The 20,961-nt window shown below is 31.8% G+C and carries 23 protein-coding genes; 13 read left to right on the forward strand and 10 right to left on the reverse strand.

What is annotated here, in order from left to right; genetic code table 11:
* Positions 1-12: 12 nt before the first annotated feature.
* The 4 genes from ACP15M_RS03640 to ACP15M_RS03655 form a co-directional block, all read right to left on the reverse strand.
* On the reverse strand, positions 13-345 hold the full coding sequence (locus ACP15M_RS03640; protein ID WP_425075813.1) for a DNA-directed RNA polymerase subunit omega: 333 nt from the start codon (positions 343-345) through the stop codon (positions 13-15).
* 10 nt (positions 346-355) lie between these two features.
* Positions 356-1,171, reverse strand: a complete 816-nt coding sequence (locus tag ACP15M_RS03645) for an outer membrane protein assembly factor BamD (protein WP_425075814.1) — start codon at positions 1,169-1,171, stop codon at positions 356-358.
* 123 nt (positions 1,172-1,294) lie between these two features.
* Positions 1,295-2,173, reverse strand: a complete 879-nt coding sequence (gene dapA / locus ACP15M_RS03650) for a 4-hydroxy-tetrahydrodipicolinate synthase (protein WP_425075815.1) — start codon at positions 2,171-2,173, stop codon at positions 1,295-1,297.
* The gene (locus ACP15M_RS03655; RefSeq protein ID WP_425075816.1) at positions 2,174-2,692 is read right to left on the reverse strand and encodes a DUF6913 domain-containing protein; all 519 of its coding nucleotides are present in this window, start codon (positions 2,690-2,692) and stop codon (positions 2,174-2,176) included.
* A gap of 72 nt (positions 2,693-2,764) precedes the next feature.
* Here ACP15M_RS03655 and ACP15M_RS03660 point away from each other — a divergent pair, with 72 nt between their 5' ends.
* Together ACP15M_RS03660 and ACP15M_RS03665 are read left to right on the forward strand one after the other, a co-directional pair.
* Positions 2,765-3,520 (forward strand): 5'-nucleotidase C-terminal domain-containing protein, encoded by a 756-nt coding sequence (locus tag ACP15M_RS03660; RefSeq protein WP_425075817.1) that lies wholly within the window; start codon positions 2,765-2,767, stop codon positions 3,518-3,520.
* 4 nt (positions 3,521-3,524) lie between these two features.
* On the forward strand, positions 3,525-4,436 hold the full coding sequence (locus ACP15M_RS03665) for a bifunctional metallophosphatase/5'-nucleotidase (protein ID WP_425075818.1): 912 nt from the start codon (positions 3,525-3,527) through the stop codon (positions 4,434-4,436).
* On the opposite strand, the gene ACP15M_RS03670 is transcribed toward ACP15M_RS03665, so the two are convergent.
* Positions 4,437-5,222, reverse strand: coding sequence for a hypothetical protein (locus tag ACP15M_RS03670; RefSeq protein ID WP_425075819.1), 786 nt, complete (start codon positions 5,220-5,222; stop codon positions 4,437-4,439).
* A 148-nt stretch (positions 5,223-5,370) separates the two neighbouring features.
* On the opposite strand from ACP15M_RS03670, the gene ACP15M_RS03675 reads away from it, so the two are divergent.
* A complete protein-coding gene (locus ACP15M_RS03675; protein WP_425075820.1) occupies positions 5,371-5,766 on the forward strand; it encodes a DoxX family membrane protein in 396 nt (131 codons plus the stop codon).
* Here the strand turns inward: ACP15M_RS03675 and ACP15M_RS03680 are convergent.
* The 4 genes from ACP15M_RS03680 to ACP15M_RS03695 form a co-directional block, all read right to left on the reverse strand.
* Positions 5,751-6,491, reverse strand: coding sequence for a hypothetical protein (locus tag ACP15M_RS03680; RefSeq protein ID WP_425075821.1), 741 nt, complete (start codon positions 6,489-6,491; stop codon positions 5,751-5,753). The genes ACP15M_RS03675 and ACP15M_RS03680 overlap by 16 nt on opposite strands.
* Positions 6,492-6,589: 98 nt before the next feature.
* Positions 6,590-8,584 carry an NAD-dependent DNA ligase LigA gene (gene ligA / locus ACP15M_RS03685; protein WP_425075822.1) on the reverse strand — a complete coding sequence of 665 codons (1,995 nt, stop codon included), beginning with the start codon at positions 8,582-8,584 and terminating at the stop codon, positions 6,590-6,592.
* A 101-nt stretch (positions 8,585-8,685) separates the two neighbouring features.
* Positions 8,686-9,549, reverse strand: a complete 864-nt coding sequence (gene prmC / locus ACP15M_RS03690) for a peptide chain release factor N(5)-glutamine methyltransferase (protein WP_425075823.1) — start codon at positions 9,547-9,549, stop codon at positions 8,686-8,688.
* Positions 9,546-10,037, reverse strand: coding sequence for a GNAT family N-acetyltransferase (locus ACP15M_RS03695; protein WP_425075824.1), 492 nt, complete (start codon positions 10,035-10,037; stop codon positions 9,546-9,548). The genes prmC and ACP15M_RS03695 overlap by 4 nt, the downstream gene beginning before the upstream one ends.
* A gap of 52 nt (positions 10,038-10,089) precedes the next feature.
* On the opposite strand from ACP15M_RS03695, the gene ACP15M_RS03700 reads away from it, so the two are divergent.
* From ACP15M_RS03700 to ACP15M_RS03720, 5 genes are read left to right on the forward strand one after another with little or no spacing between them, the layout of a single operon-like run.
* The gene (locus tag ACP15M_RS03700; protein WP_425075825.1) at positions 10,090-10,545 is read left to right on the forward strand and encodes an LEA type 2 family protein; all 456 of its coding nucleotides are present in this window, start codon (positions 10,090-10,092) and stop codon (positions 10,543-10,545) included.
* Positions 10,546-11,550 carry a bifunctional diaminohydroxyphosphoribosylaminopyrimidine deaminase/5-amino-6-(5-phosphoribosylamino)uracil reductase RibD gene (ribD, locus tag ACP15M_RS03705; protein WP_425075826.1) on the forward strand — a complete coding sequence of 335 codons (1,005 nt, stop codon included), beginning with the start codon at positions 10,546-10,548 and terminating at the stop codon, positions 11,548-11,550. It abuts the gene before it with no gap.
* Positions 11,537-12,154 carry an HAD family hydrolase gene (locus ACP15M_RS03710; RefSeq protein ID WP_425075827.1) on the forward strand — a complete coding sequence of 206 codons (618 nt, stop codon included), beginning with the start codon at positions 11,537-11,539 and terminating at the stop codon, positions 12,152-12,154. The genes ribD and ACP15M_RS03710 overlap by 14 nt, the downstream gene beginning before the upstream one ends.
* Positions 12,151-13,014 (forward strand): EamA family transporter, encoded by an 864-nt coding sequence (locus ACP15M_RS03715; RefSeq protein ID WP_425075828.1) that lies wholly within the window; start codon positions 12,151-12,153, stop codon positions 13,012-13,014. The genes ACP15M_RS03710 and ACP15M_RS03715 overlap by 4 nt, the downstream gene beginning before the upstream one ends.
* On the forward strand, positions 13,014-13,634 hold the full coding sequence (locus ACP15M_RS03720) for an IMPACT family protein (protein WP_425075829.1): 621 nt from the start codon (positions 13,014-13,016) through the stop codon (positions 13,632-13,634). The genes ACP15M_RS03715 and ACP15M_RS03720 overlap by 1 nt, the downstream gene beginning before the upstream one ends.
* Here the strand turns inward: ACP15M_RS03720 and ACP15M_RS03725 are convergent.
* Positions 13,631-14,041: an acyl-CoA thioesterase gene (locus ACP15M_RS03725; RefSeq protein ID WP_425075830.1), complete on the reverse strand. Its 411-nt coding sequence runs from the start codon at positions 14,039-14,041 to the stop codon at positions 13,631-13,633. The two genes, ACP15M_RS03720 and ACP15M_RS03725, sit on opposite strands and share 4 nt — an antisense overlap.
* 193 nt (positions 14,042-14,234) lie before the next feature.
* On the opposite strand from ACP15M_RS03725, the gene dnaA reads away from it, so the two are divergent.
* The 5 genes from dnaA to ACP15M_RS03750 all read left to right on the forward strand — a co-directional run bounded on the left by dnaA (position 14,235) and on the right by ACP15M_RS03750 (position 20,916).
* Positions 14,235-15,662 (forward strand): chromosomal replication initiator protein DnaA, encoded by a 1,428-nt coding sequence (dnaA, locus tag ACP15M_RS03730; protein ID WP_425075831.1) that lies wholly within the window; start codon positions 14,235-14,237, stop codon positions 15,660-15,662.
* A gap of 9 nt (positions 15,663-15,671) precedes the next feature.
* Positions 15,672-16,136, forward strand: coding sequence for a low molecular weight protein-tyrosine-phosphatase (locus ACP15M_RS03735; protein WP_425075832.1), 465 nt, complete (start codon positions 15,672-15,674; stop codon positions 16,134-16,136).
* A gap of 70 nt (positions 16,137-16,206) precedes the next feature.
* A complete protein-coding gene (locus ACP15M_RS03740; protein WP_425075833.1) occupies positions 16,207-17,604 on the forward strand; it encodes a PQQ-dependent sugar dehydrogenase in 1,398 nt (465 codons plus the stop codon).
* A gap of 2 nt (positions 17,605-17,606) precedes the next feature.
* A complete protein-coding gene (locus ACP15M_RS03745; RefSeq protein ID WP_425075834.1) occupies positions 17,607-18,323 on the forward strand; it encodes an SAM-dependent methyltransferase in 717 nt (238 codons plus the stop codon).
* Between the two features lie 85 nt (positions 18,324-18,408).
* Complete coding sequence (locus ACP15M_RS03750; protein WP_425075835.1) at positions 18,409-20,916, forward strand: PIG-L family deacetylase; 2,508 nt, start codon at positions 18,409-18,411, stop codon at positions 20,914-20,916.
* The last annotated feature ends 45 nt before the right edge of the window (positions 20,917-20,961 follow it).

Below are 20,961 nucleotides of genomic sequence, written 5' to 3' on the forward strand. Positions count from 1 at the left end.
CTTATTTTTGTATTACTCTTTAACGTCGTCGTCAGTATTTCTATAGTAGATTTTGTCATCTAACCATTCTTGTACTGCTAACGCGTGAGGTTTAGGTAATTTTTCGTAGAATTTTGAAACTTCGATCTGTTCTTTGTTTTCAAAAATTTCTTCAAGGCTATCATTGTAAGTAGCAAACTCTTCTAGCTTATCTACTAACTCTCTCCTAATATCTGTATTGATTTGCTCTGCTCTTTTAGAGATTACAGAAATCGCTTCGTAGATATTGTCTGTTGGCTCATCAATAATGTTTCTATCGTAAGTTTGAGTTGTAACAGGAGCATTGGTTTTCTTTAAATCTGTCATAGCTATATGATTAACTTTTGGTATTGAATTGTTTTAATTGGGTTTGCATTTCTTCATTCATCTTTTCTACTTCTTCTGTTCTTTCAGAATTTGGATAATATGTATGAAATGCATTGTAATAGCCTAAAGCTATATTTAATCGTTTTTCTTTTTTCTTACTAATACTGTTTACTGCTAATTTATATGCTGAGTCTAGTCTATAAAACATAGCCTCTTCTCTAAAACTAGTACCAGGATGATCGACTAAAAAATTATCAAAAGCTTTTATTGCTGCTTCATAATCTGAAGACTCAAAATAAGCAATTTTATTGTATTGCTTGGCAATTTCAAAAGCTTTCTTTTCTAACTTAAAATCTAACTCCTTAATAAGCGTGTTGGCTTCAGCTAAATAATTTGATTCTGGATATTTATTAATAAACAGTTGCAATTTTTCAAGCGCTTCAATCGTTTCTTTTTGCTCTTTTGAATACACAGGAGATAATTCGTAATAGCTTTTTGCCGATAAAAATGAAGCTTCTTCGGCTTTATCACTTCTTGGGTAGCTGTTTTCAAAACGCTCAAAATGATATCCAGAAACATGATAATCTTTTAATTGGTAAGAGCACATCGCACTCATAAACATTAAACGCTCTGCTTGAGGCTTACCTCTGTATTTAGGCAGCACTTGGGCAAAAAGTTTTTCGGCTTTAGTATATTTACCTTCTTCAAATAGTGATGTAGCGACTGTAACCTTAGTCTTTACGTCTTCAGATTTTAAGGCTTTTTGGTACTCACTACATGACGATACTGTCACGATTAATAAAAGGATGTAAACTAATTTCTTCATAAATAAAAAACAGGTTGCAAAAGTACGTATTTATAACGTATTATAAAAACTAATATTTGATGCTAAAATAAACGTTGAGCAGAGACCAAAAGTATGTTTAAGTATATTTTAACTTTTTAGAAATCAACTAAATACTTTAAGGGCTTCTTTTACATCTTGTTTTAAGGATGTTGAAGCTTCTACCAATGGTAATCTTACATGCGATTTGGCTAGATTTAATTCTTCTAGTACTGCTTTAATTCCTGCTGGATTATTTTCAGAAAAGATTAAATTAATAATATCCATTAATTGAAAGTGCAAAGCGTAAGCATTGTTGTTTTTTCCTTCTAAACCTAAACGAATCATTTTAGAAAATTGTTTAGGTAAAGCCTGACCAATAACAGAAATCACTCCTGCTCCTCCTGCTAACACCACACTTAACGCTAAATCATCGTCTCCTGATATAATATCAAAATCATTTGGCGCAGCTTTTAGCAATTCTAAATATTGTTGCATATGACCTGCTGCTTCTTTTACAGCTATAATATTATCAAAATCCTTTGCTAAACGAATTACGGTTTCTGGTAACATATTTGACGACGTTCTACCAGGAACATTATACATAATAACATCTACAGGACAAGCTTTTGATATGGTTTTAAAATGCTGATAAATGCCTTCTTGCGTTGGCTTACTATAATATGGAGATACAGATAAAATCGCATCGATTTGACTTAAATCTGTAGATTCAATTTCATTGACAACCTCAGCAGTATTGTTTCCTCCAATTCCTAAAACCAAAGGCACTCTACCTTTATTTGCTTCAATAATACAAGATACGATTTGTTGCTTTTCTTCTTTTGTAATGGTAACACTTTCACCAGTAGTTCCAGAGATTACAATATAATCTGTACCATTATCAATATTATAATTTACCAGATTAGAAAGTGCGTTATAATCTACAGTTAGGTCATCCTTAAATGGTGTAATTATGGCAACTCCTGTGCCTTGAAATTTTGTCATTTATAATTTATTTAAAACCGTTAAATATTTCTTTAGTTCTATTTTGAATAGCTGAAAATCTTTAGTTTTTACATCTATCATTAAATCAAACATACGTTTATCATCTTGAATCAAACCGACTTTAAAATTGGCTTTTGAAGCTGCAGTAATCAATTTTAATTCTAAGCTTTCTCTTGTATAATAACTTATCAAGACATCAAACTCTGTATTGATAAACGATTGTAAATCGACATTATTGATTTTTCCTCTCCATCCAAAATCTTTAGGGTCAAAATAGGTATCCCAAAGCGGATTAGCATCTTTAGCATCTTCAACAAATGCAATTATTTTTGTTTTAGCTGGCGAAATCCCAAGCGTTTTAAAATAAGTTCTAAAAGCATCAAAATCTGAAAACTCATTCATATTCAAAATCACTCCAACCGAATTCATCTTCAAACTACTAACTGCAACCTGACGTGCATTTAGCAGTTTGTTAACATATTTTTGATTAGAATTTGTCTTAAATACTTTTAAAATCATTTATATTTATGCTTTGTACAAATGTAGTAAAAAAGTCACTGCATGTTTTGTTAACAACGGCATAAATCTCTTATGAAAAACACCTTTTTTTTAATAAGTTTATCCTTTATTCTTTTTACATCCTGTAAGTCAAAACAGCTTTATAAAATTGAAGGACAACAAATAGCTATTACAGATAGTCTTAAAACAAATCCATCTATTGAAGCCTTTGTAAAACCATATAGAATTCAGATTAATAAAAGTTTAGATAGTGTCATTTCTTACGCTAAAGACACCTATTCAAAAAAAGATGGTCAATTTAATACTGCAATTGGCAATATGATGGCAGATGCTGTTTATGAACAAGCCAACCCTGTGTTTCAATCGAGAACAGAAAACAATATAGATTTTGTATTGCTAAATCATGGAGGCATACGTGCTATTATTTCTAAAGGAAACATCACAACAAGAACTGCTTATAATGTGATGCCTTTTGAAAATTCTGTTGTGGTTGTGAAAATGAAAGGAAACAAAGTTAAAGAGTTGGTTGAATATTTAGTTAGAGAACAACGTGCTCATCCGATACATGGTTTACAAATCATTTTAGACAGTTCGTCACAACTAAAGTCAGCTACTATTAATAACAAACCTATTGATGAAACAAAATCGTACTATGTAGCTACAAATGATTATTTATACAATGGTGGAGACCGAATGACGTTTTTTAAGCCTAATGAAGAATTACATGTTCTTAATTACAAAATTAGAAATGTGCTTATAGATTATTTCACAAAAAAAGATACAATTGCTCCAGAAATTGACAAACGATTTATCAAGATAACACAATAACCAAATGAAGAGAAGAGATTTTATACAACAAACAGCAGCTGCTTCTGCGTTAATTTCGTTAGGAGGTTTAGGTTTGTCATCATTTAAATCATCGCAAAAAAAAATTACGATTTTACACACCAATGATGTTCACAGTCATATTGATCCTTTTGGTCCAGATGATGGTAGAAATCCTAACAAAGGAGGTGTTGCAAGACGAGCAAGTTTGATTGAATCTATTAGAAAAGAAAATCCTAACACCTTATTGCTAGATGCTGGTGATATTTTTCAAGGCACTCCATATTTTAACTATTATGGAGGCGAATTAGAATTTAAATTAATGAGCATGCTTAAATACGATGTCGCTACAATTGGAAATCATGATTTTGATAATGGTATTGATGGATTATTTGCGCAATTACCTCATGCCGATTTTGACTTTGTCTCTGCCAATTATGATTTTTCTAATACCATTATGGATACGCATGTGAAACCGTACAAAATCATTTCTAAAGATGGCATAAAAATTGGCATATTTGGTTTAGGCGTAGAACTACAAGGACTGGTAGATAAAGACTTATACAAAGAAACTGTTTATAACGATCCTACCGAAACTGCACAAGAAATGACTCGTATATTAAAAGAAGACCAACAATGCGACCTCATTATTTGTTTGTCGCATTTAGGCTATAAATACAATCATTTACCTAATAAAATTAGTGATTTAAAACTTGCTGAAACGACTAAAGGTATTGATTTAATTATTGGAGGACACACGCATACATTTTTAGACAAACCAACTGTTGTGAATAATCTTGAAGGCAAAAAGACTTTGGTTAATCAAGTTGGTTGCTACGGCATCAACCTTGGAAGAATCGATTTTTATTTTGATTCAAATAAAAATAAATCTGCCAACGGAACATCAATTATAGTATAACTATTCTAACACTCCTCTTACACTAATATCTCTTAATTTTTGAGTGGTTGCTATAAAGTAATCACAAAGATTCATTTTCTTATCATTATTCCTCATTGTATGATGATCAAAAACGAACTTATAAAGTAAGAACAAACCACTAATATGTAGTGCTCTTTCAAAAATTTCAAATATCCAATAGTAAATATATAAGACATTTATATAATGTAATACATCAGAAAACACAAAACAAAATACCATAAGCAAGAAGGTTATTGATTGTCCTGTCTCTTTGCTTAAATAAGCAGCAAAAGAAAAATAAGTTAACGCTATTAGTGTGATGCCATGTAAAATATAAAAAACCAAATTAGTACTATCGACAAAGTTTTCTTTAGCAACTTCATATAAAACATATAAAAAATACGAATTAAGCAAGAGCACTAAAACCAAATAGACTGATACCAAGCCATCAAATTTGATTTTTTTCAATTTTCCGGATAATACAAAAATGAGAAGCAAATAAGCTCCAATATACATGATTTTAGACAGTTTTAGCATGATATCTCCAAAGCTAAATACTGCACAAGCATCACCTATAAAAAACACTAAAAATGTAGTAAGAAAAACATTTGCCATTTTATTTAACTGACAAAAATAAAATGTCATCAATATCGTAACTGCAATAAGTTTAACAACTTTTGGAACCAAAATAGAATCAAAAAAAGTTGCTATTGAAGAACCAACAACAATAGTTACAAATACAATTGCCAAAATTAAATTTGGCTTTAATTTGTGGGCACTTTTCATAATGTTTTTAATAAGCAGGTAAACAAATATACAACAAAATACGCGTTTTATCGATAAAAAATTGCATTTTATCGATAAATATACGACATTTCTCTTTCATATGTAGTTTTTCATGTTTGTTACGTCTAAATAGAAAACTATAATTAATATGAAAAAACACATTCCTTTAGCATTAAGAATTATCGTCGCTTTTATTTTAATTCAAACCTTAAGATTTAAATTTACTGCGCATCCAGATAGTGTTTATATTTTTACAAAAGTTGGTTTAGAGCCTTTTGGCAGAATAGGCATTGGCATTGCAGAACTCATTGCTGGTATTTTTTTACTAGTTAAGAAAACTGCTTGGCTTGGTGCTGTTTTAATACTAGGAATTATTGGAGGCGCAATCATGATGCATCTTACACAATTAGGTATAAACGTAAATAATGATGGTGGAATTTTATTTGTAACTGCTGTCGTTACTTTTATTTTATCTGCAATTATACTATATATTTACAGAAAAGATATTCCTGTATTTGGAAAGCGTTTTTACTCTGAAACATGAACATCCTGATGACTATAGTCAATAACTTCTCTAGGCTTCAAACGAGATTGAAGATAAAAAAACAAAAAAGCTAACACTAAAAACATAGAACACAATACATTTAGAAAATTGATTTCTGCTATATAAAAGTACGCTAATTGAATCACTTCAGAAAACATGATACATATAGTTCCTATAAGTAAATTCATAGATTTCTTATCATCTTTATACATATAATTCACCAATGCAATAGCCATTAAAAACATTACCACAGCATTATATAGCAACTCTAAATAATACTCATTATAAGTAAGCTCTTTTCGTGTGGTGTCTGAAACAAAATACACAAAAAATATCCCAAGAATAGTTAACAACCCTATTTGAATAGGAAATTTGAGAAACGCTTTTTTAAAATTCATTGCAACAGTGATTCTTGCAATTAAAAATAAATAAGATAAAATATAAAGAGTATTGCCTATATAATAAAAATAGTCTACTTCTGGAGTAACGTCTAAGTTAACAACCCAAGTCACATAGTTTAGTATTTCTGATATAGAGAAAAACACTAAGAACAATAGAAATAAAGCATGCTTATCCTTAACTCTAAAAACGTACAATATTGTAAGTAAAGTAACAGTCAGCGCTCTAACACCAGCAGCTTCAATCTCTAACCCCTTAAACTGAAGTCCAAGAAAAAACAAGCTAAATGCCACTATTAGTGTTCCTAAAAATTTCCCTACGTGCATATATCTGTTGAATTAATAACATAGCAAATATATGAAACAGAAACAAATAAACGATTAAAATCTAATTTAATCGATAAAACGAATAAAAAAGTAAGAATTTACCTAATAATGTCTAAAAATTCTGATTCTGTAAGAATTGATATTTTCAACAATTCTGCTTTATTACGTTTACTAGGACCCATATTTTTACCAGCAACCAAATAATTGGTTTTAGAAGAAATTGAAGACGACACTTTTCCTCCATTATCTTCAATAAGTTTTTTAAGTTCGGTTCTTGATACCGATTCAAACACACCAGAAACTACAATTGATTGTCCTTTAAGAATATCTGTTTGGTTGGCTAATTTTTCGGCAGAAATTTCTAACTGAAGTCCATAAGATTTTAATTTCTCTATAAAACCTCTATTGATTTCCGAAGAGAAAAACTCTAAAACACTCTCTGCAATTCGCTCGCCTATCTCATCAACAGAAACCAAATCTTCTTTAGAAGCATTTGCGATGGCATCAATATTTTTATAATGCTTAACAAGTTTTTTAGCAACAGTTTCTCCTACATAGCGAATTCCTAAAGCAAACAACACACGTTCAAACGGAATTTGCTTTGAGGCTTCAATACCAGTAATCAAGTTCTCAGCACTTTTTTCAGCCATACGCTCTAAAGGCAAAACATCTTCTTTTGTTAAGGCATACAAATCAGAATAATTAGAAATCAAACCTTCGTTAACTAAAAGCGCTACTGTTTCTCCTCCTAACCCTTCAATATCCATTGCTTTTCTAGAAATAAAATGCTGTATACGACCAATAATTTGTGGGTTGCATCCATTGTAATTCAAACAATAATGTTTTGCATCTCCTTCCTGTCTAGTTAATTCAGTATGACACTCAGGACAATGCGTAATATATTGCGTTGGTTTTGAATCTGAAGGTCGCTTACTGAAATCTACAGCAATAATTTTAGGAATAATTTCACCTCCTTTTTCTACATAAACCTCATCACCTTCTCGTATATCTAATTTTTCTATCTGATCTGCATTGTGTAATGAAGCACGTTTAACTGTTGTTCCTGCTAATTCAACAGGTTCTAAATTTGCAACTGGTGTAATCGCACCTGTTCGTCCAACTTGATAGGTAATTTCATTGAGTCGTGTAGATACTTGTTCTGCTTTAAACTTGTAGGCCATTGCCCAACGAGGAGCTTTAGCAGTATATCCTAATTCTTCTTGTTGCTGCAAATTATTTACTTTAATCACAACTCCATCTGTTTCGTAAGGCAAATCATGACGATGTACATCCCAATAATTTACAAACTCAATAACTTCGTCGATAGATTTTGCTAGTTTAGCAGCTTTAGGCACTTTGAAACCCATTTGTCTAGCATGCTCTAAACCTTCAAACTGCGTATTAAAACCTAAGTTTCTTCCTTTCATACTATATAACAAGCATTCTAAAGGTCGTTTAGCAACTTCTGTACTATCTTGCAGTTTTAAACTACCTGAAGCTGTATTTCTCGGATTTCTGTAAGGTTCCTCACCTGCTTCAAGACGTTCTTCATTCATTTTATTAAATCCTTCAAAAGGCAATACAATTTCGCCTCGAATGTCAAATTTTTCAGGATAATTACCTTTAAGTTGTAATGGTACAGATTTGATGGTTTTTACATTGGCAGTTACATCATCTCCTTGTGTGCCATCACCTCGAGTTACAGCTCTTACAAGGTTTCCTTTTTCATAAGTCAAACTCATTGATGCTCCATCGTATTTGAGTTCACATACAAATTCAACTGGTCCATCAATATTTTTTTTAATACGTTTTTCCCAATCTAACAAATCATCTTTAGAATAGGAATTATCTAAGGAATACATACGATGCTCATGCACAATGGTTTCAAAGTTTTTAGTGACTTGTCCTCCTACGCGCAATGTTGGTGAATTTGGGTCATAAAACTCAGGATGCTTAGCTTCCAACTCCTGAAGCTGCTTTAGTTTCATATCAAACTCATAATCGTCAATTGTTGGGTTATCTAATACGTAGTAATTATAATTGTGTTCTCGCAATTCGTTACGCAGTGATTGGATTTGTGTTTTTATACTCATCTAAAAATGGTCTAAAAGTTATCTTTTATCTAAAATTTGAAACATTTAAATATACTAAAATGCATGACAAGAAAACTCTTGATTTTAGTCTTTTATCAATCCTATTTAAAACCTCTAATCATTCGGTTTTTCTCAAAAAGGTCTTGTTTTAATTCAATCTTATTAAAGCCAAAATCGTTTAAAAGCTGAATCATTTCTTGTCCTAAATATTCGTTAATTTCAAAATACAAAGCTCCTCCTTCGTTAAGGTACTTCTGTGCAAATTCGCAAATAGCTTTATAAAACTGTAAAGGGTTTTCATTATCTACAAACAGAGCCAAATGTGGTTCATAATCCAAAACATTAGACTTTATTTCTGCTTTTTCTAAATCACGAACATATGGTGGATTTGAGACAATGACATCATAATTATAAGCTTCTGAAAGTTCTGTATGATGTGGACTTAAAATATCATCGTGAATAAATTTTACGTCAACGTCATTTAACATTGCATTTTGTTTGGCAATTTGTAATGCTTCCTCTGAAACATCTATACTAAAAACTTGAGCGTTTGCCATATGTTCAGCCAAAGTAATAGGTATACATCCTGTTCCTGTTCCGATGTCAAGTATTCTTGGAGATTCATCGCTTCGCTCTGTATGACATTTTATTATCCAATCTACAAGCTCTTCGGTTTCAGGTCTTGGAATTAATGTGTGTTCATTAACCTTAAATGGCAAGCCGTAAAATTCAGTTTCTCCAATGATATATTGTATTGGTTTATAAAGTTTCAATTCTTGTAAAGCTTTAAAAAAAAGCTCATGTTCTTCAGTGTCAATCTCATATTTAGGATTTAAAGCTAAATCAATTCGTTTGATTTTTAAATAATGCTCCATTAGCAAATCAAAGAAAGAATTAACTTCATCTTTACCATAGTATTCATCCAAAGTAGAATGAAAATCATTAAGAACAGTTTTTAATCTCATAATGCTTTTGTCATCCAAACACCACAAGAATAATGTCCAGTATTTCCTAAAGGTTCTGTTCTATGCTTAAATCCGAAATTTTCATAAATATGAATTGCAGCTTTTAATTGTGAAGCCGATTCGAGATAGCAGGTTTCAAATCCGAAATCTTTGGCTGCCTTTAAACATTTTTCAAATATTTTTTTACCAAATCCTTTTCCTCTAATTTTTGGTGAAAAATACATTTTTTGAAGCTCACACACATTGCCATCAAAATCTTTGAGTTGCTTGATTCCAGCTCCTCCAAACACTTCAGTGTTATTAGCTAAAACATAATACACTTCTCTATCTCCTTGATAAGATTCATACATAAAAGGAGTTTCGGCATCTTCATAAGCTGTACCTTTTAATGGAATTTTAAACTCTGGAAAACATCCTTTAATAACTGCTTCAATTTGCGGATTATCTTCAGGTCGAATTTCTCGAATAACAATGTTATCTTTGCTCACTTTAATAGTCTATTTTTACGCTGTGAAGATAGCACAAATCTAAAATTCTAGAATGAAGAAGCTTACAATCTTATTAACACTAATCGTTACATTTACATCATGTACAGTTAAGGAGAAACCAGAGTTTTTACGAGTTAAAAACATTAAAGTTCTTGAATCTACTAGCAAAACCATTATCATATCGGCTGATGCTTTATTTAAAAACCCTAATGATATAGGAGGCGAACTAAAAACCGATGAGATTAAAGTTTTTATAAACGATAATGAAATGGCTTCAGTGTCTACAACATCTTTTGATGTTCCTGCAAAAAAAGAGTTTTCTATTCCTTTAAAAGCAAGCGTTCCTACAGACAGCTTATTTAGCGATAAAAGTTTAAGTGGTTTATTAGGAAGTATTTTTAGTAAAAAAATAAAGGTGCAATACAAAGGCGATATTAAATATAAAGTATTTGGTTTTTCACATTCGTACTCCCTTGATGAAACCGAAGATGTAAAAATTAAATTTTAATTGACAACTCACGAAACTTATATAAAACGCTGTATTAGCGTAGCAGAAAACGGATTAGGAAACACTGCGCCTAACCCAATGGTTGGCTGTGTTATTGTGCACAATAACACAATTATTGCTGAAGGTTTTACAAGTCCTTTTGGTGGATCTCATGCCGAAGTTAATGCAATCAATTTGGTAAATGACAAAGCGCTTCTTAAAACAGCAACACTCTATGTTACTTTAGAGCCTTGTTCTCATTTTGGAAAAACACCTCCTTGTTCCGATTTGATTATTAAACATCAAATCCCTAATGTTGTTATTGGATGTATAGACGATAATCCTAAAGTTGCTGGAAAAGGTATTTCTAAACTAAAAGCCAGTGGATGCAACGTTACAGTTGGTGTTTTAGAAGACGAATGTAAAGCTCATCACAAACGTTTTTTTACATTTCACAACAAAAAAAGACCTTATATCATTTTAAAATGGGCTGAAACTCAAGATGGTTTTATAGCTCCAGCTACAAAAGAAAACAACAAACCTGTTTGGATTACCAATACATTTTCTAGACAATTGGTTCATAAATGGCGTGCTGAAGAACAAGCTATTTTAGTTGGCACCAACACTGTCATAGAAGACAATCCGAGTTTAACGGTTAGAGATTGGACAGGAAACAATCCAATTAGAGTTGTGATTGACAAAGATGAAAAGCTAAACAAAACTTATAGTGTGTTTAATTTGGAAGCAGAAACCTTAAAAATCACATCTAAAACTATCAACTTCAATAAGCCTGTAGCTCAAGAGATTTGCAGCTACTTACACAACAATAATATCAATTCTGTTATTATTGAAGGTGGAGCACAAACCCTTCAAACGTTTATAAATGAAAACCTTTGGGATGAAGCTCGTGTTTTTAGTGGAAATGCAATTTTTAAAACAGGAATAAAAGCGCCTTTATTTAATGGTCAGCTAGTTTCTGAACAATCTATATTAAAAGACACCTTAAAAATATATGCCAACAATTAAAACCATCATATTCGATTTTGGAGATGTATTCATCAACTTAGATAAACAAGGTGCTATGCAAAATGCTCTTGATTTATTTGAAGTTGAAGAGCTTCCAGAAGAGCTCATTGCTGTTAACACTTTATATGAACAAGGTCTAATATCCTCTGAAGAGTTTATAGATTTCTATACTGAAAACTTTCCGAAGCTATCCAGACAAACCATTATTGAAGCTTGGAATTGTATTCTAAAAGATTTTCCTGAAGAACGTCTAGCATTTCTTCAAAAATTAAAAAAAGAACACCATTACCAACTCATACTATTAAGCAATACAAACGAATTACATATTGACTGGATAAAAAAACAGATTCCTTTTTACACCGAATTTAAATCGTGTTTTGATCAGTTTTATTTATCGCATGAAATTCAATTAAGAAAACCCAACCACGACATCTATCAGTTTGTACTAAATGAAAATCATTTAGAAGCAAAAAACTGTCTGTTTATTGATGACACCAAAGAAAACACTGATGCAGCTTCTGCACTTGGTATTCACGTTTGGAATATTGATGAAACCAAAGAAGATGTAAAAGACCTATTTTTTATTAAATCCGATTTATTTTGATATATCTACTTCTCAGCATATCTGCTTCAACATGCATTTTTATCATTTTTAAACTCCTTGATAAATACAATATTGACACACTTCAAACTATTGTTATAAATTACATAGCTGCTTGTTTGTTTGGACTTTGGAGTTACGAAGCACCAATTAGTATGACTTCAATTTTAGAATCAAAATGGGTTTATGGAGCACTCGGACTAGGTTTTTTATTCATTACCATTTTTAATGTCATGGCACTTACAGCACAACGCAACGGATTATCGGTTGCTTCGGTAGCTTCAAAAATGAGTGTCATTATCCCTATCATTTTTGGAATTTACGTCTATAAAGAAGGCATTGGCATTCAAAAAGTAATTGGCATCATTTTAGCTTTAGTTTCGGTATATCTTACTTCGGTTAAACCTAAAGTTACAGGAAACGCTTCAAAAGGACTTTGGTTGCCTATATTATTATTTTTTGGCTCAGGAGTGATTGACACTTCAATTAAATACTTTGAAACCACCTATGTACCTAAAAACGGGATTCCTTTATTTTCTGCAACTATTTTTGCTTTTGCTTTTATTATGGGTTTTGTATTTCTCATTTACAAATCCATTAAAAAACCGAAAAAATTCACTGTAAAAGCTGTGATTGCTGGAAGTATTTTAGGTGTTGTAAATTATTTTTCTATTTACTATTTATTAAAAGCTCTTAATCATGAAAGTTTAGAAAGTTCAACCTTATTTACGGTTAATAATGTTGCAATAGTTATGGTATCGACACTTCTAGGCTTACTTATTTTTAAAGAGTCTATAACCAAAAAAAATTGGTTAGGAATCGCTCTAGCTATTATATCAATAGTATTGGTAACTTTGGCTTAATGTTAGAAAAAGATACTTATAACACCATATTAAAAGCTTCTCCTGAAGTGCTCTTTAAAGACAAAAACAGTAAGTTTTTTGGATATGCCTTCCCAATTACAACCGAAGATGATGTAAAGTTTCATATAGAAGCCTTAAAGAAACAACATCATCAAGCAAGGCATTGGTGCTATGCATATCAGTTAGGTACATCTGAAAAAAATTACAAGTTTAGAGCTAATGATGATGGCGAACCAAATAATAGTGCTGGTATGCCAATTTATGGTCAGATACAATCATTTGATGTTACCAACATCCTCATTGTTGTTGTTCGCTATTTTGGTGGTGTAAAATTAGGTGTTAGCGGACTTATCAATGCTTACAAAACTGGAGCTCAATTAGCACTAGAAGCCTCAAAAATTGTTTTAAAAACAATCAATATTGAATACCTAATCACTTTCGATTATAAAAACATGAATAAAGTGATGCGCATTATAAAAGAAAAGCAAATAAACATTATAAATCAAACTTTAGAATTACGATGTGAACTTCTCATTTCGGTAAGATTAAAAGAAGCTGCTTCTATCTTTGAAATATTTGACCGACTTTATGAAATTGAAATCAAAACGTTTAACGATTAAATTTGCAGTTGGTCTAAAACATAATCAGGACATCTTGTAGGTCGATTCTTATGAGTGTCCATAAATACTAAAACAGAATTTCCTGTTGTTAGAATTTCATCATTCTCATTTAAAATTTCATAATCAAATTCAATTTTTGCCGTTGGCATTTTTACCAGTTTAGTTTTTACTTTAATGAGATCATCATAACACGCTGACTTTTTGTAATTTACAGTTAAGCTTATAACTGGCAACATAATTCCATTATTTTCCATTTCCTTGTAAGACAAACCCATTTTTCTTAACCATTCTGTTCTTCCCATTTCAAAATATTGAGCGTAATTACCATGATACACAACTCCCATTTGATCGGTTTCTCCATAACGTACTCTAAATTGGATTTCATCAGATTTGGTAAGATTGCTCATCGTTTTTGATATTTTTTTTGTAATTTCGAAATCGATTTAAACATGAGGAAAAAAATCTAGAAAATCAATATATTTTGATTTTTTTATTAAAAAATTTGTTCACATATTTGTCATGTAAAAATCAAGCAAGAGAAAACCTAATTTCTCTTTTTTTTGCTAACTAACTAACAACTTAAAAAATTACACTTAGAGAATGGATATAACTGCGCAATCGGTTTGGACTAGCTGTCTGTCTTTTATTAAAGACAACATTCAACCTCAAGCCTATAAAACTTGGTTTGAGCCTATAGTAGCAGTAAAACTTTCAGATAACGCATTAAGTATACAAGTTCCTAGTAAGTTTTTTTACGAGTGGTTAGAAGAACATTATGTAAAAATTCTCAAGGTTGCTTTAACCAAGCAGTTAGGTGAAACAGCAAAACTGGTTTATGTTATCAAAATGGAAAACACCTATGGTAACAAACAACCGTTTACAGAAAAAATTCCGAGTTCTAATCGTGGTGCTTTAAAATCTCAAGATGTAGATGTACCACTAAACAACAAAAACCCTGAATTAAAAAATCCGTTTGTAATTCCTGGCATTAGAAATGTTAAGATTGAATCACAATTAAATCCTAACTACAGTTTTGAAAATTTTTTAGAAGGCGATTCAAATCGATTAGCTAGAAATGCTGGATTAGCAGTAGCCAACAAACCTGGAGGGACTTCTTTTAATCCTTTATTAATTTTTGGTGGTGTTGGTTTAGGTAAAACACATTTGGCTCATGCTATTGGTGTGGATATAAAAGATAAGTATCCTGAAAAAACCGTTTTATATATTTCTGCCGAAAAGTTCACACAACAATATATTGATTCGGTTAAAAAGAATAATCGAAATGATTTTATTCATTTTTACCAGATTATTGATGTTTTAATTATAGACGACGTACAATTCTTGTCTGGTAAATCTGGAACACAAGATGTATTCTTCCATATTTTCAATCATCTACATCAAAACGGAAAGCAAGTTATTTTAACAAGTGACAAGGCTCCTGTTGACATGCAAGATATTGAACAACGCTTATTATCTCGTTTTAAATGGGGACTTTCTGCTGAATTGCAAAGTCCAGATTTTGAAACCAGAGTTTCAATCTTAAAGAATAAATTGTATCGTGATGGTGTTGAAATGCCTGAAGATATTATTGAATATGTTGCAAAGCATATTAAAACCAATGTTCGTGAATTAGAAGGTGCAATTATATCATTAATAGCACAATCCTCTTTCAACAAAAAAGAAATTACTGTTAGCTTAGCTAAAGAAATTGTTGAAAAATTTGTTAAGAATACTAAACGTGAAGTTTCTATTGATTATATTCAAAAAGTAGTGTCTGATTATTTCCAAATGGATGTGAGCACACTTCAGTCTAAAACAAGAAAGCGCCATATTGTACAAGCAAGACAATTGGCTATGTTTTTTGCAAAAAAATACACCAAAGCGTCTTTAGCAAGTATTGGTTCACAAATTGGAAAACGAGATCATGCAACTGTACTTCACGCTTGCAAAACTGTAGACAACTTATCATCTACTGATAAGCAATTTAGAAAGTATGTTGAAGACCTTTCTAAAAAGCTTTCTTTATAACAACCTATTATGACAAGTATAATAATGGTTTGCTTAGGCAATATTTGTCGCTCACCATTAGCTCATGGGATTTTAGAATCTAAATTACCTTCCGATCAATTTTATATAGATTCGGCTGGAACTGCAAACTATCATGTTGGCGACAGTCCTGATCATCGTTCAATCGCTGTAGCCAAACAAAACGGAATTGACATCTCTAATCAACGTGGTAGACAATTCAACGTATCAGATTTTGATACATTCGATTATATATTTACGATGGATGATTCTAATTATCAAAACATCATCGCTTTAGCTCGAAACCATAATGATACCACAAAAGTAAAACGTATTTTAGAAGTCGACGAAAGCATTCAACTAACACATGTTCCTGATCCTTATTATGGAGATATTTCAGACTTTGAAAACGTTTTTCAAATTTTAGACAACGCCTGTGACGTCTTATCAAAAAGATTGCTACACAATAGCTTATAAGAATTTTCTTTATTCAATTATAAGTTTTTTTGTATTTTTAGCAAAAAAGAGTCCTAAAAATTACATTGTTATGAAAAAAATTACACTATGCTTAATGTGTATGCTATATGCATTTAGTTATTCTCAAGATATTGAATTAGAAACATTTGCTACTGGTTTTTCTAGTCCAGTAAACGTCAAACATGCTGGAGATGACCGACTCTTTGTCGTTGAACGTGCAGGAGTCATTAAGATATTAAATTCTGATGGCTCTACTAACTCTACTCCATTTTTAGACATTAATCCTCTAGTTATTAATAATGGTGGTGAACAAGGATTACTGGCTATGGCATTTCATCCAGATTATGCTACAAATGGATATTTTTATGTCAATTATATCAACAATTCTGGAGATACAGTAATCTCGAGATTTACCAGAAGTGATTTTAACACTGCAGATTCTGGTTCTGAAGTCATCTTAATGACCATTTCACAACCTTTTGGAAATCATAATGGTGGCGACATGCATTTTGGAGCTAATGATGGCTACCTATATATCTCAACTGGTGATGGTGGATCTGGTGGAGATCCTGGAAATAGAGCTCAAAACCTTACATTATTATTAGGAAAAATACTTCGCATAGATGTTGATGGCACTAGCAACGGCAACTATGGTATTCCTGCAGATAATCCATTTGTAACCAATTCTGCTGTTTTAGATGAAATTTGGGCTTACGGATTAAGAAATCCATGGAAATGGTCCTTTGATCGTGATAATGGAGATATGTGGATTGCTGATGTTGGACAAAGTTCAAGAGAAGAAATAAATCGCGTACCAGCATCTAGTGTTGGTGGAGAAAATTACGGTTGGAAATGTTTTGAAGGCACTTCAACCTTTAGTAATGTTTCTGGTTGTAGCACAATTACACATACACCTCCTGTAGCTGAATATGATTATGGCGGAAGTCCATTTAAATGTTCTATTACTGGTGGATACAGATATAGAGGCACACAACAATCAAGTTTACAAGGTCTTTATTTCTTTGCAGATTACTGTAGTGATCAAATAGGAGTTGTTAGAGAAACCTCTCCTGATGTGTTTCAATTAACTTTTGAAGATCAATTTAGTGGTGGATTTTCGGCGTTTGCTGAAGATGTTAATGGCGAATTGTTTGTAGTTGGTCTTTCTTCTGGTGTAATTTCTAGAATTGTAGATGCAAATTTGAGCGTTGAAGAAGAGAATTTCAAAGCTGTAAAAATGTTTCCAAACCCTTCAAATAATCTCCTAAATTTTGACGCAACAGGAACATCTATTGAAATTAGTTCTATTGTATTTTATAATATCTTAGGTAAAAATGTTAAAACCGTTTCTGGCTTATCAAATCAACACATTACTATATCTACCAAAGATATGTCTAATGGTATTTACCTTGTTAAAATTTCGGATACAAACGGAAAAATTGAAACTCGTAAACTTGTAGTGAATTAGAAATGAACTCAAATTTTGGAAAACTTTACCTTATCCCAACACGTCTTGGAGACAATCCTCCTTTAGAAGTTTTGCCCATTTCTGTAAAAAAAGTAATTGAAACCATTGACGATTACATTGTTGAAAATGAAAAAACTGCGAGACGTTTTATTAAAAAAATAGATTCTAGAAAGCAGCAATCAACTTTAAAGTTTAAAGTTTTAAACAAATACACTCAGCCAGAAGAAGTTCAACATTTCCTCAATGCTTGTAAAGATGGCAAACCTATGGGATTACTTTCTGAAGCAGGTTGTCCTGGCATTGCAGATCCTGGAGCTGATATTGTAAAATTAGCGCACGAAAACAACATTCAAGTTGTTCCGCTTGTTGGACCTTCATCAATTGTCTTAGCCTTAATGAGCTCTGGAATGAATGGTCAAAGTTTTGCTTTCAATGGCTATATTCCTATTGATAAAAGCGAACGAAAAGCAACTCTAAAAAAAATGGAACGCTTATCATTCGAAAAAAATCAAACGCAGCTTTTTATTGAAACGCCTTATCGCAACAATAAAATTATAGAAGATTTTTGTAATGCCTTACATCCAGAAACAAGAGTATGCATAGCTTGTGACATTACTTTACCTTCAGAATTTATTAAAACATTAACCGTTAAAGAATGGAAGCATACTAAAGTAGATCTACACAAACGTCCAGCCATTTTTGTCATTCATAAAGACTAATTTTCTTTTAAGTTAAAGAAACATTAAAACAAACCATTTCACTAGATTACTTTGCTATATTTGATTTTTAGCTAACTAATCTATTATGCGAAGACATCTACTTTTTATAGTACTACTAGTATTTACTTCATTACAAACTCTAGCCCAACAACCCAAAAAACCGAATTCTTCAGAGATTTATGAATCTATAAAGAAGCTCAATTTTCTTGGTTCTGTTTTATATGTTGCAGCTCATCCTGATGATGAAAACACACGATTAATTGCTTACATGTCAAATCATGTAAAAGCAAGAACAGCCTATTTATCATTAACTCGTGGTGATGGAGGTCAAAATCTTATTGGCCCTGAACTTAGAGAATTATTAGGCGTATTAAGAACTCAAGAATTACTTGCTGCACGTCGTGTTGATGGTGGCGAACAATTGTTTACTAGAGCTAACGATTTTGGCTTTTCAAAACATCCAAACGAAACTCTAGCTATTTGGGATAAAGATAAAGTGCTTAGTGATGTTGTGCTAGCGATTAGAACTTTTAAACCAGATATTATTATTAATAGATTTGACCACAAAAGAGCAGGAAAAACACATGGTCATCATACAAGTTCGGCATTGTTAAGTATGGAAGCTTTTGATTTGGTTAATAATCCTTCAGCTTATCCTGAACAATTATCAAGAACAGAATTATGGCAACCTAAACGTTTGTTTTACAACACTTCTTGGTGGCGTTATGGAAGAGAAGCATTCGAAAAACTCGATAAAAGTAATATGATGGCTTTAGATGTTGGCGTGTATTATCCGCTAAAAGGTTTATCTAATAATGAATTAGCATCTATTGCAAGTAGCCAACATTTGTGTCAAGGGTTTGGAAGACCAACAACTCGCGGAACACAACAAGAATATATTGAATTACTTAAAGGAGACGATTTAAACTTAGAAAACAACAATGTGTTTGAAGGCATAGATACAAGTTGGAATCGTATTGAAGGTGGTTCAAAAATTGGTGAAATTTTGTATGAAGTGGAAAACCATTTCAATTTTGAAAACCCTTCAAAGCATCTTCCTGAGTTATTACAAGCTTATCAATTATTATCAAACATCAATAATAAGCATTGGAAAACAATTAAAACCAAAGAATTAAAATCAATTATTGAAGCTTGCGCAGGTTTATATTTAGAAGCTTCTGCTGAAATTAATTGGGCTACTGAAAACGAAACTATTAATTTAAACATTGAAACGCTTAACAGAAGCGAACAACCAATACTGCTTCGAAGCATTAAAACTTCAAACAATATTGAAGTTTCAAAAGACATTAATTTAAATGAGAACACCAAATTCAACTTTAAAGAATCAATTACAATTCCTAATAATCAAAAACCTACAACACCTTATTGGCTAGCCAAAAAAGGTTCACTAGGAATGTATAAAGCTGATGAAGAATTTATAGGGAAACCAGAAACTCCGAGAGTTTTTAATGTAGATTTTAATGTGCTTATCAATAAAGTTCCAATCACATTCACCAAACCAATTGTATATCGTTATTCTCAACCAGATAAAGGAGAACTTTATAAACCTTTTGAAATCATACCTGAAGCAACTGCAGCTCTAACAGATAAAGTTTACATTTTTGAAAACGATCAACCTAAAGAAGTTGAAGTGATTGTAAAAGCAGGAAAAGAAAACCTCGAAGGCACTATAGAAATGGCATATCCTAATGATTGGGAAGTGTATCCAAAAACTCAAAAAGTATTTATCAAAAATAAAAACGATATTCAAAAAGTAACATTTACCATCATTCCTCCCAAAGAGCAAAGTGAAGGTCTTATTACGCCTATGGTAAAAATTAAAGATAAAATCTATACTCGTCAACTTGAAGAAATTGATTACGACCATATTCCTTTTCAAACTGTTTTATTACCTAGTGAAAGTAAAATTGTTCGCCTTGACATTAAAAAACGTGGTAGCAACATAGGTTATATAAAAGGCGCAGGAGATGTAATTCCTGAAAGTTTAAGACAAATTGGATACAATGTCGAAACAATAGAAATAGAAAACATTACACCTGAACTTCTTAATAAATTTGATGCCATTGTACTCGGAATTAGAGCTTACAATACCGTTGAAGGTTTAGAGTTTAAACAACAACAGTTGTTTGATTATATAGCTCAAGGCGGAAATATGATTGTACAATACAACACCAGTTACAGTCTTAAAACAGAACAGTTGGCACCTTATAATCTGAAAATTTCAAGAGATCGCGTTACCGATGAAAATGCCGAAGTTCGCATCCTTGCTCCTGAACATCCAATATTAAATTATCCAAACAAAATTACCTCTAAAGATTTTGAAGTTTGGACGCAAGAACGTGGTTTGTATTTTCCAAATGAATGGTCAAAAGAGTTCACTCCTATCCTGTCAATGAACGACAAAGACGAAAGCGCAAAAAAAGGAAGCTTATTGGTGGCCAAACATGGTAAAGGTTATTATGTTTATACAGGCTTGAGTTTCTTTAGAGAGTTTCCTGCTGGAGTTCCTGGTGCTTACAGATTATTTGCCAACATACTATCTCTTGGTAAAACCGAAACAAAAACTAACTAATCTAAAACATCATGGAAAAACGCAAATGGAATAACATGTACACAT

The sequence above is a fragment of the Psychroserpens sp. S379A genome (assembly GCF_049800755.1).
In the GTDB taxonomy this organism is placed as follows: Bacteria; Bacteroidota; Bacteroidia; order Flavobacteriales; family Flavobacteriaceae; genus Psychroserpens.

Bases quoted from the DNA above. Each gene is read 5' to 3' on its own strand.
- ACP15M_RS03700 (WP_425075825.1), top strand. From the start codon at position 10,090: ATGAAGAAGCTTACAATCTTATTAACACTAATCGTTACATTTACATCA.
- ACP15M_RS03680 (WP_425075821.1), bottom strand. From the start codon at position 6,491: ATGCACGTAGGGAAATTTTTAGGAACACTAATAGTGGCATTTAGCTTG.
- prmC (WP_425075823.1), bottom strand. From the start codon at position 9,549: ATGAGATTAAAAACTGTTCTTAATGATTTTCATTCTACTTTGGATGAA.
- ACP15M_RS03655 (WP_425075816.1), bottom strand. From the start codon at position 2,692: ATGATTTTAAAAGTATTTAAGACAAATTCTAATCAAAAATATGTTAAC.
- ACP15M_RS03725 (WP_425075830.1), bottom strand. From the start codon at position 14,041: ATGAGCAATCTTACCAAATCTGATGAAATCCAATTTAGAGTACGTTAT.
- ACP15M_RS03670 (WP_425075819.1), bottom strand. From the start codon at position 5,222: ATGAAAAGTGCCCACAAATTAAAGCCAAATTTAATTTTGGCAATTGTA.
- ligA (WP_425075822.1), bottom strand. From the start codon at position 8,584: ATGAGTATAAAAACACAAATCCAATCACTGCGTAACGAATTGCGAGAA.
- ACP15M_RS03735 (WP_425075832.1), top strand. From the start codon at position 15,672: ATGACAAGTATAATAATGGTTTGCTTAGGCAATATTTGTCGCTCACCA.
- ACP15M_RS03665 (WP_425075818.1), top strand. From the start codon at position 3,525: ATGAAGAGAAGAGATTTTATACAACAAACAGCAGCTGCTTCTGCGTTA.
- ACP15M_RS03675 (WP_425075820.1), top strand. From the start codon at position 5,371: ATGAAAAAACACATTCCTTTAGCATTAAGAATTATCGTCGCTTTTATT.
- ACP15M_RS03745 (WP_425075834.1), top strand. From the start codon at position 17,607: ATGAACTCAAATTTTGGAAAACTTTACCTTATCCCAACACGTCTTGGA.
- ACP15M_RS03710 (WP_425075827.1), top strand. From the start codon at position 11,537: ATGCCAACAATTAAAACCATCATATTCGATTTTGGAGATGTATTCATC.
- dnaA (WP_425075831.1), top strand. From the start codon at position 14,235: ATGGATATAACTGCGCAATCGGTTTGGACTAGCTGTCTGTCTTTTATT.
- ACP15M_RS03750 (WP_425075835.1), top strand. From the start codon at position 18,409: ATGCGAAGACATCTACTTTTTATAGTACTACTAGTATTTACTTCATTA.
- ACP15M_RS03645 (WP_425075814.1), bottom strand. From the start codon at position 1,171: ATGAAGAAATTAGTTTACATCCTTTTATTAATCGTGACAGTATCGTCA.
- ACP15M_RS03720 (WP_425075829.1), top strand. From the start codon at position 13,014: ATGTTAGAAAAAGATACTTATAACACCATATTAAAAGCTTCTCCTGAA.
- ACP15M_RS03640 (WP_425075813.1), bottom strand. From the start codon at position 345: ATGACAGATTTAAAGAAAACCAATGCTCCTGTTACAACTCAAACTTAC.
- dapA (WP_425075815.1), bottom strand. From the start codon at position 2,173: ATGACAAAATTTCAAGGCACAGGAGTTGCCATAATTACACCATTTAAG.
- ACP15M_RS03740 (WP_425075833.1), top strand. From the start codon at position 16,207: ATGAAAAAAATTACACTATGCTTAATGTGTATGCTATATGCATTTAGT.
- ACP15M_RS03660 (WP_425075817.1), top strand. From the start codon at position 2,765: ATGAAAAACACCTTTTTTTTAATAAGTTTATCCTTTATTCTTTTTACA.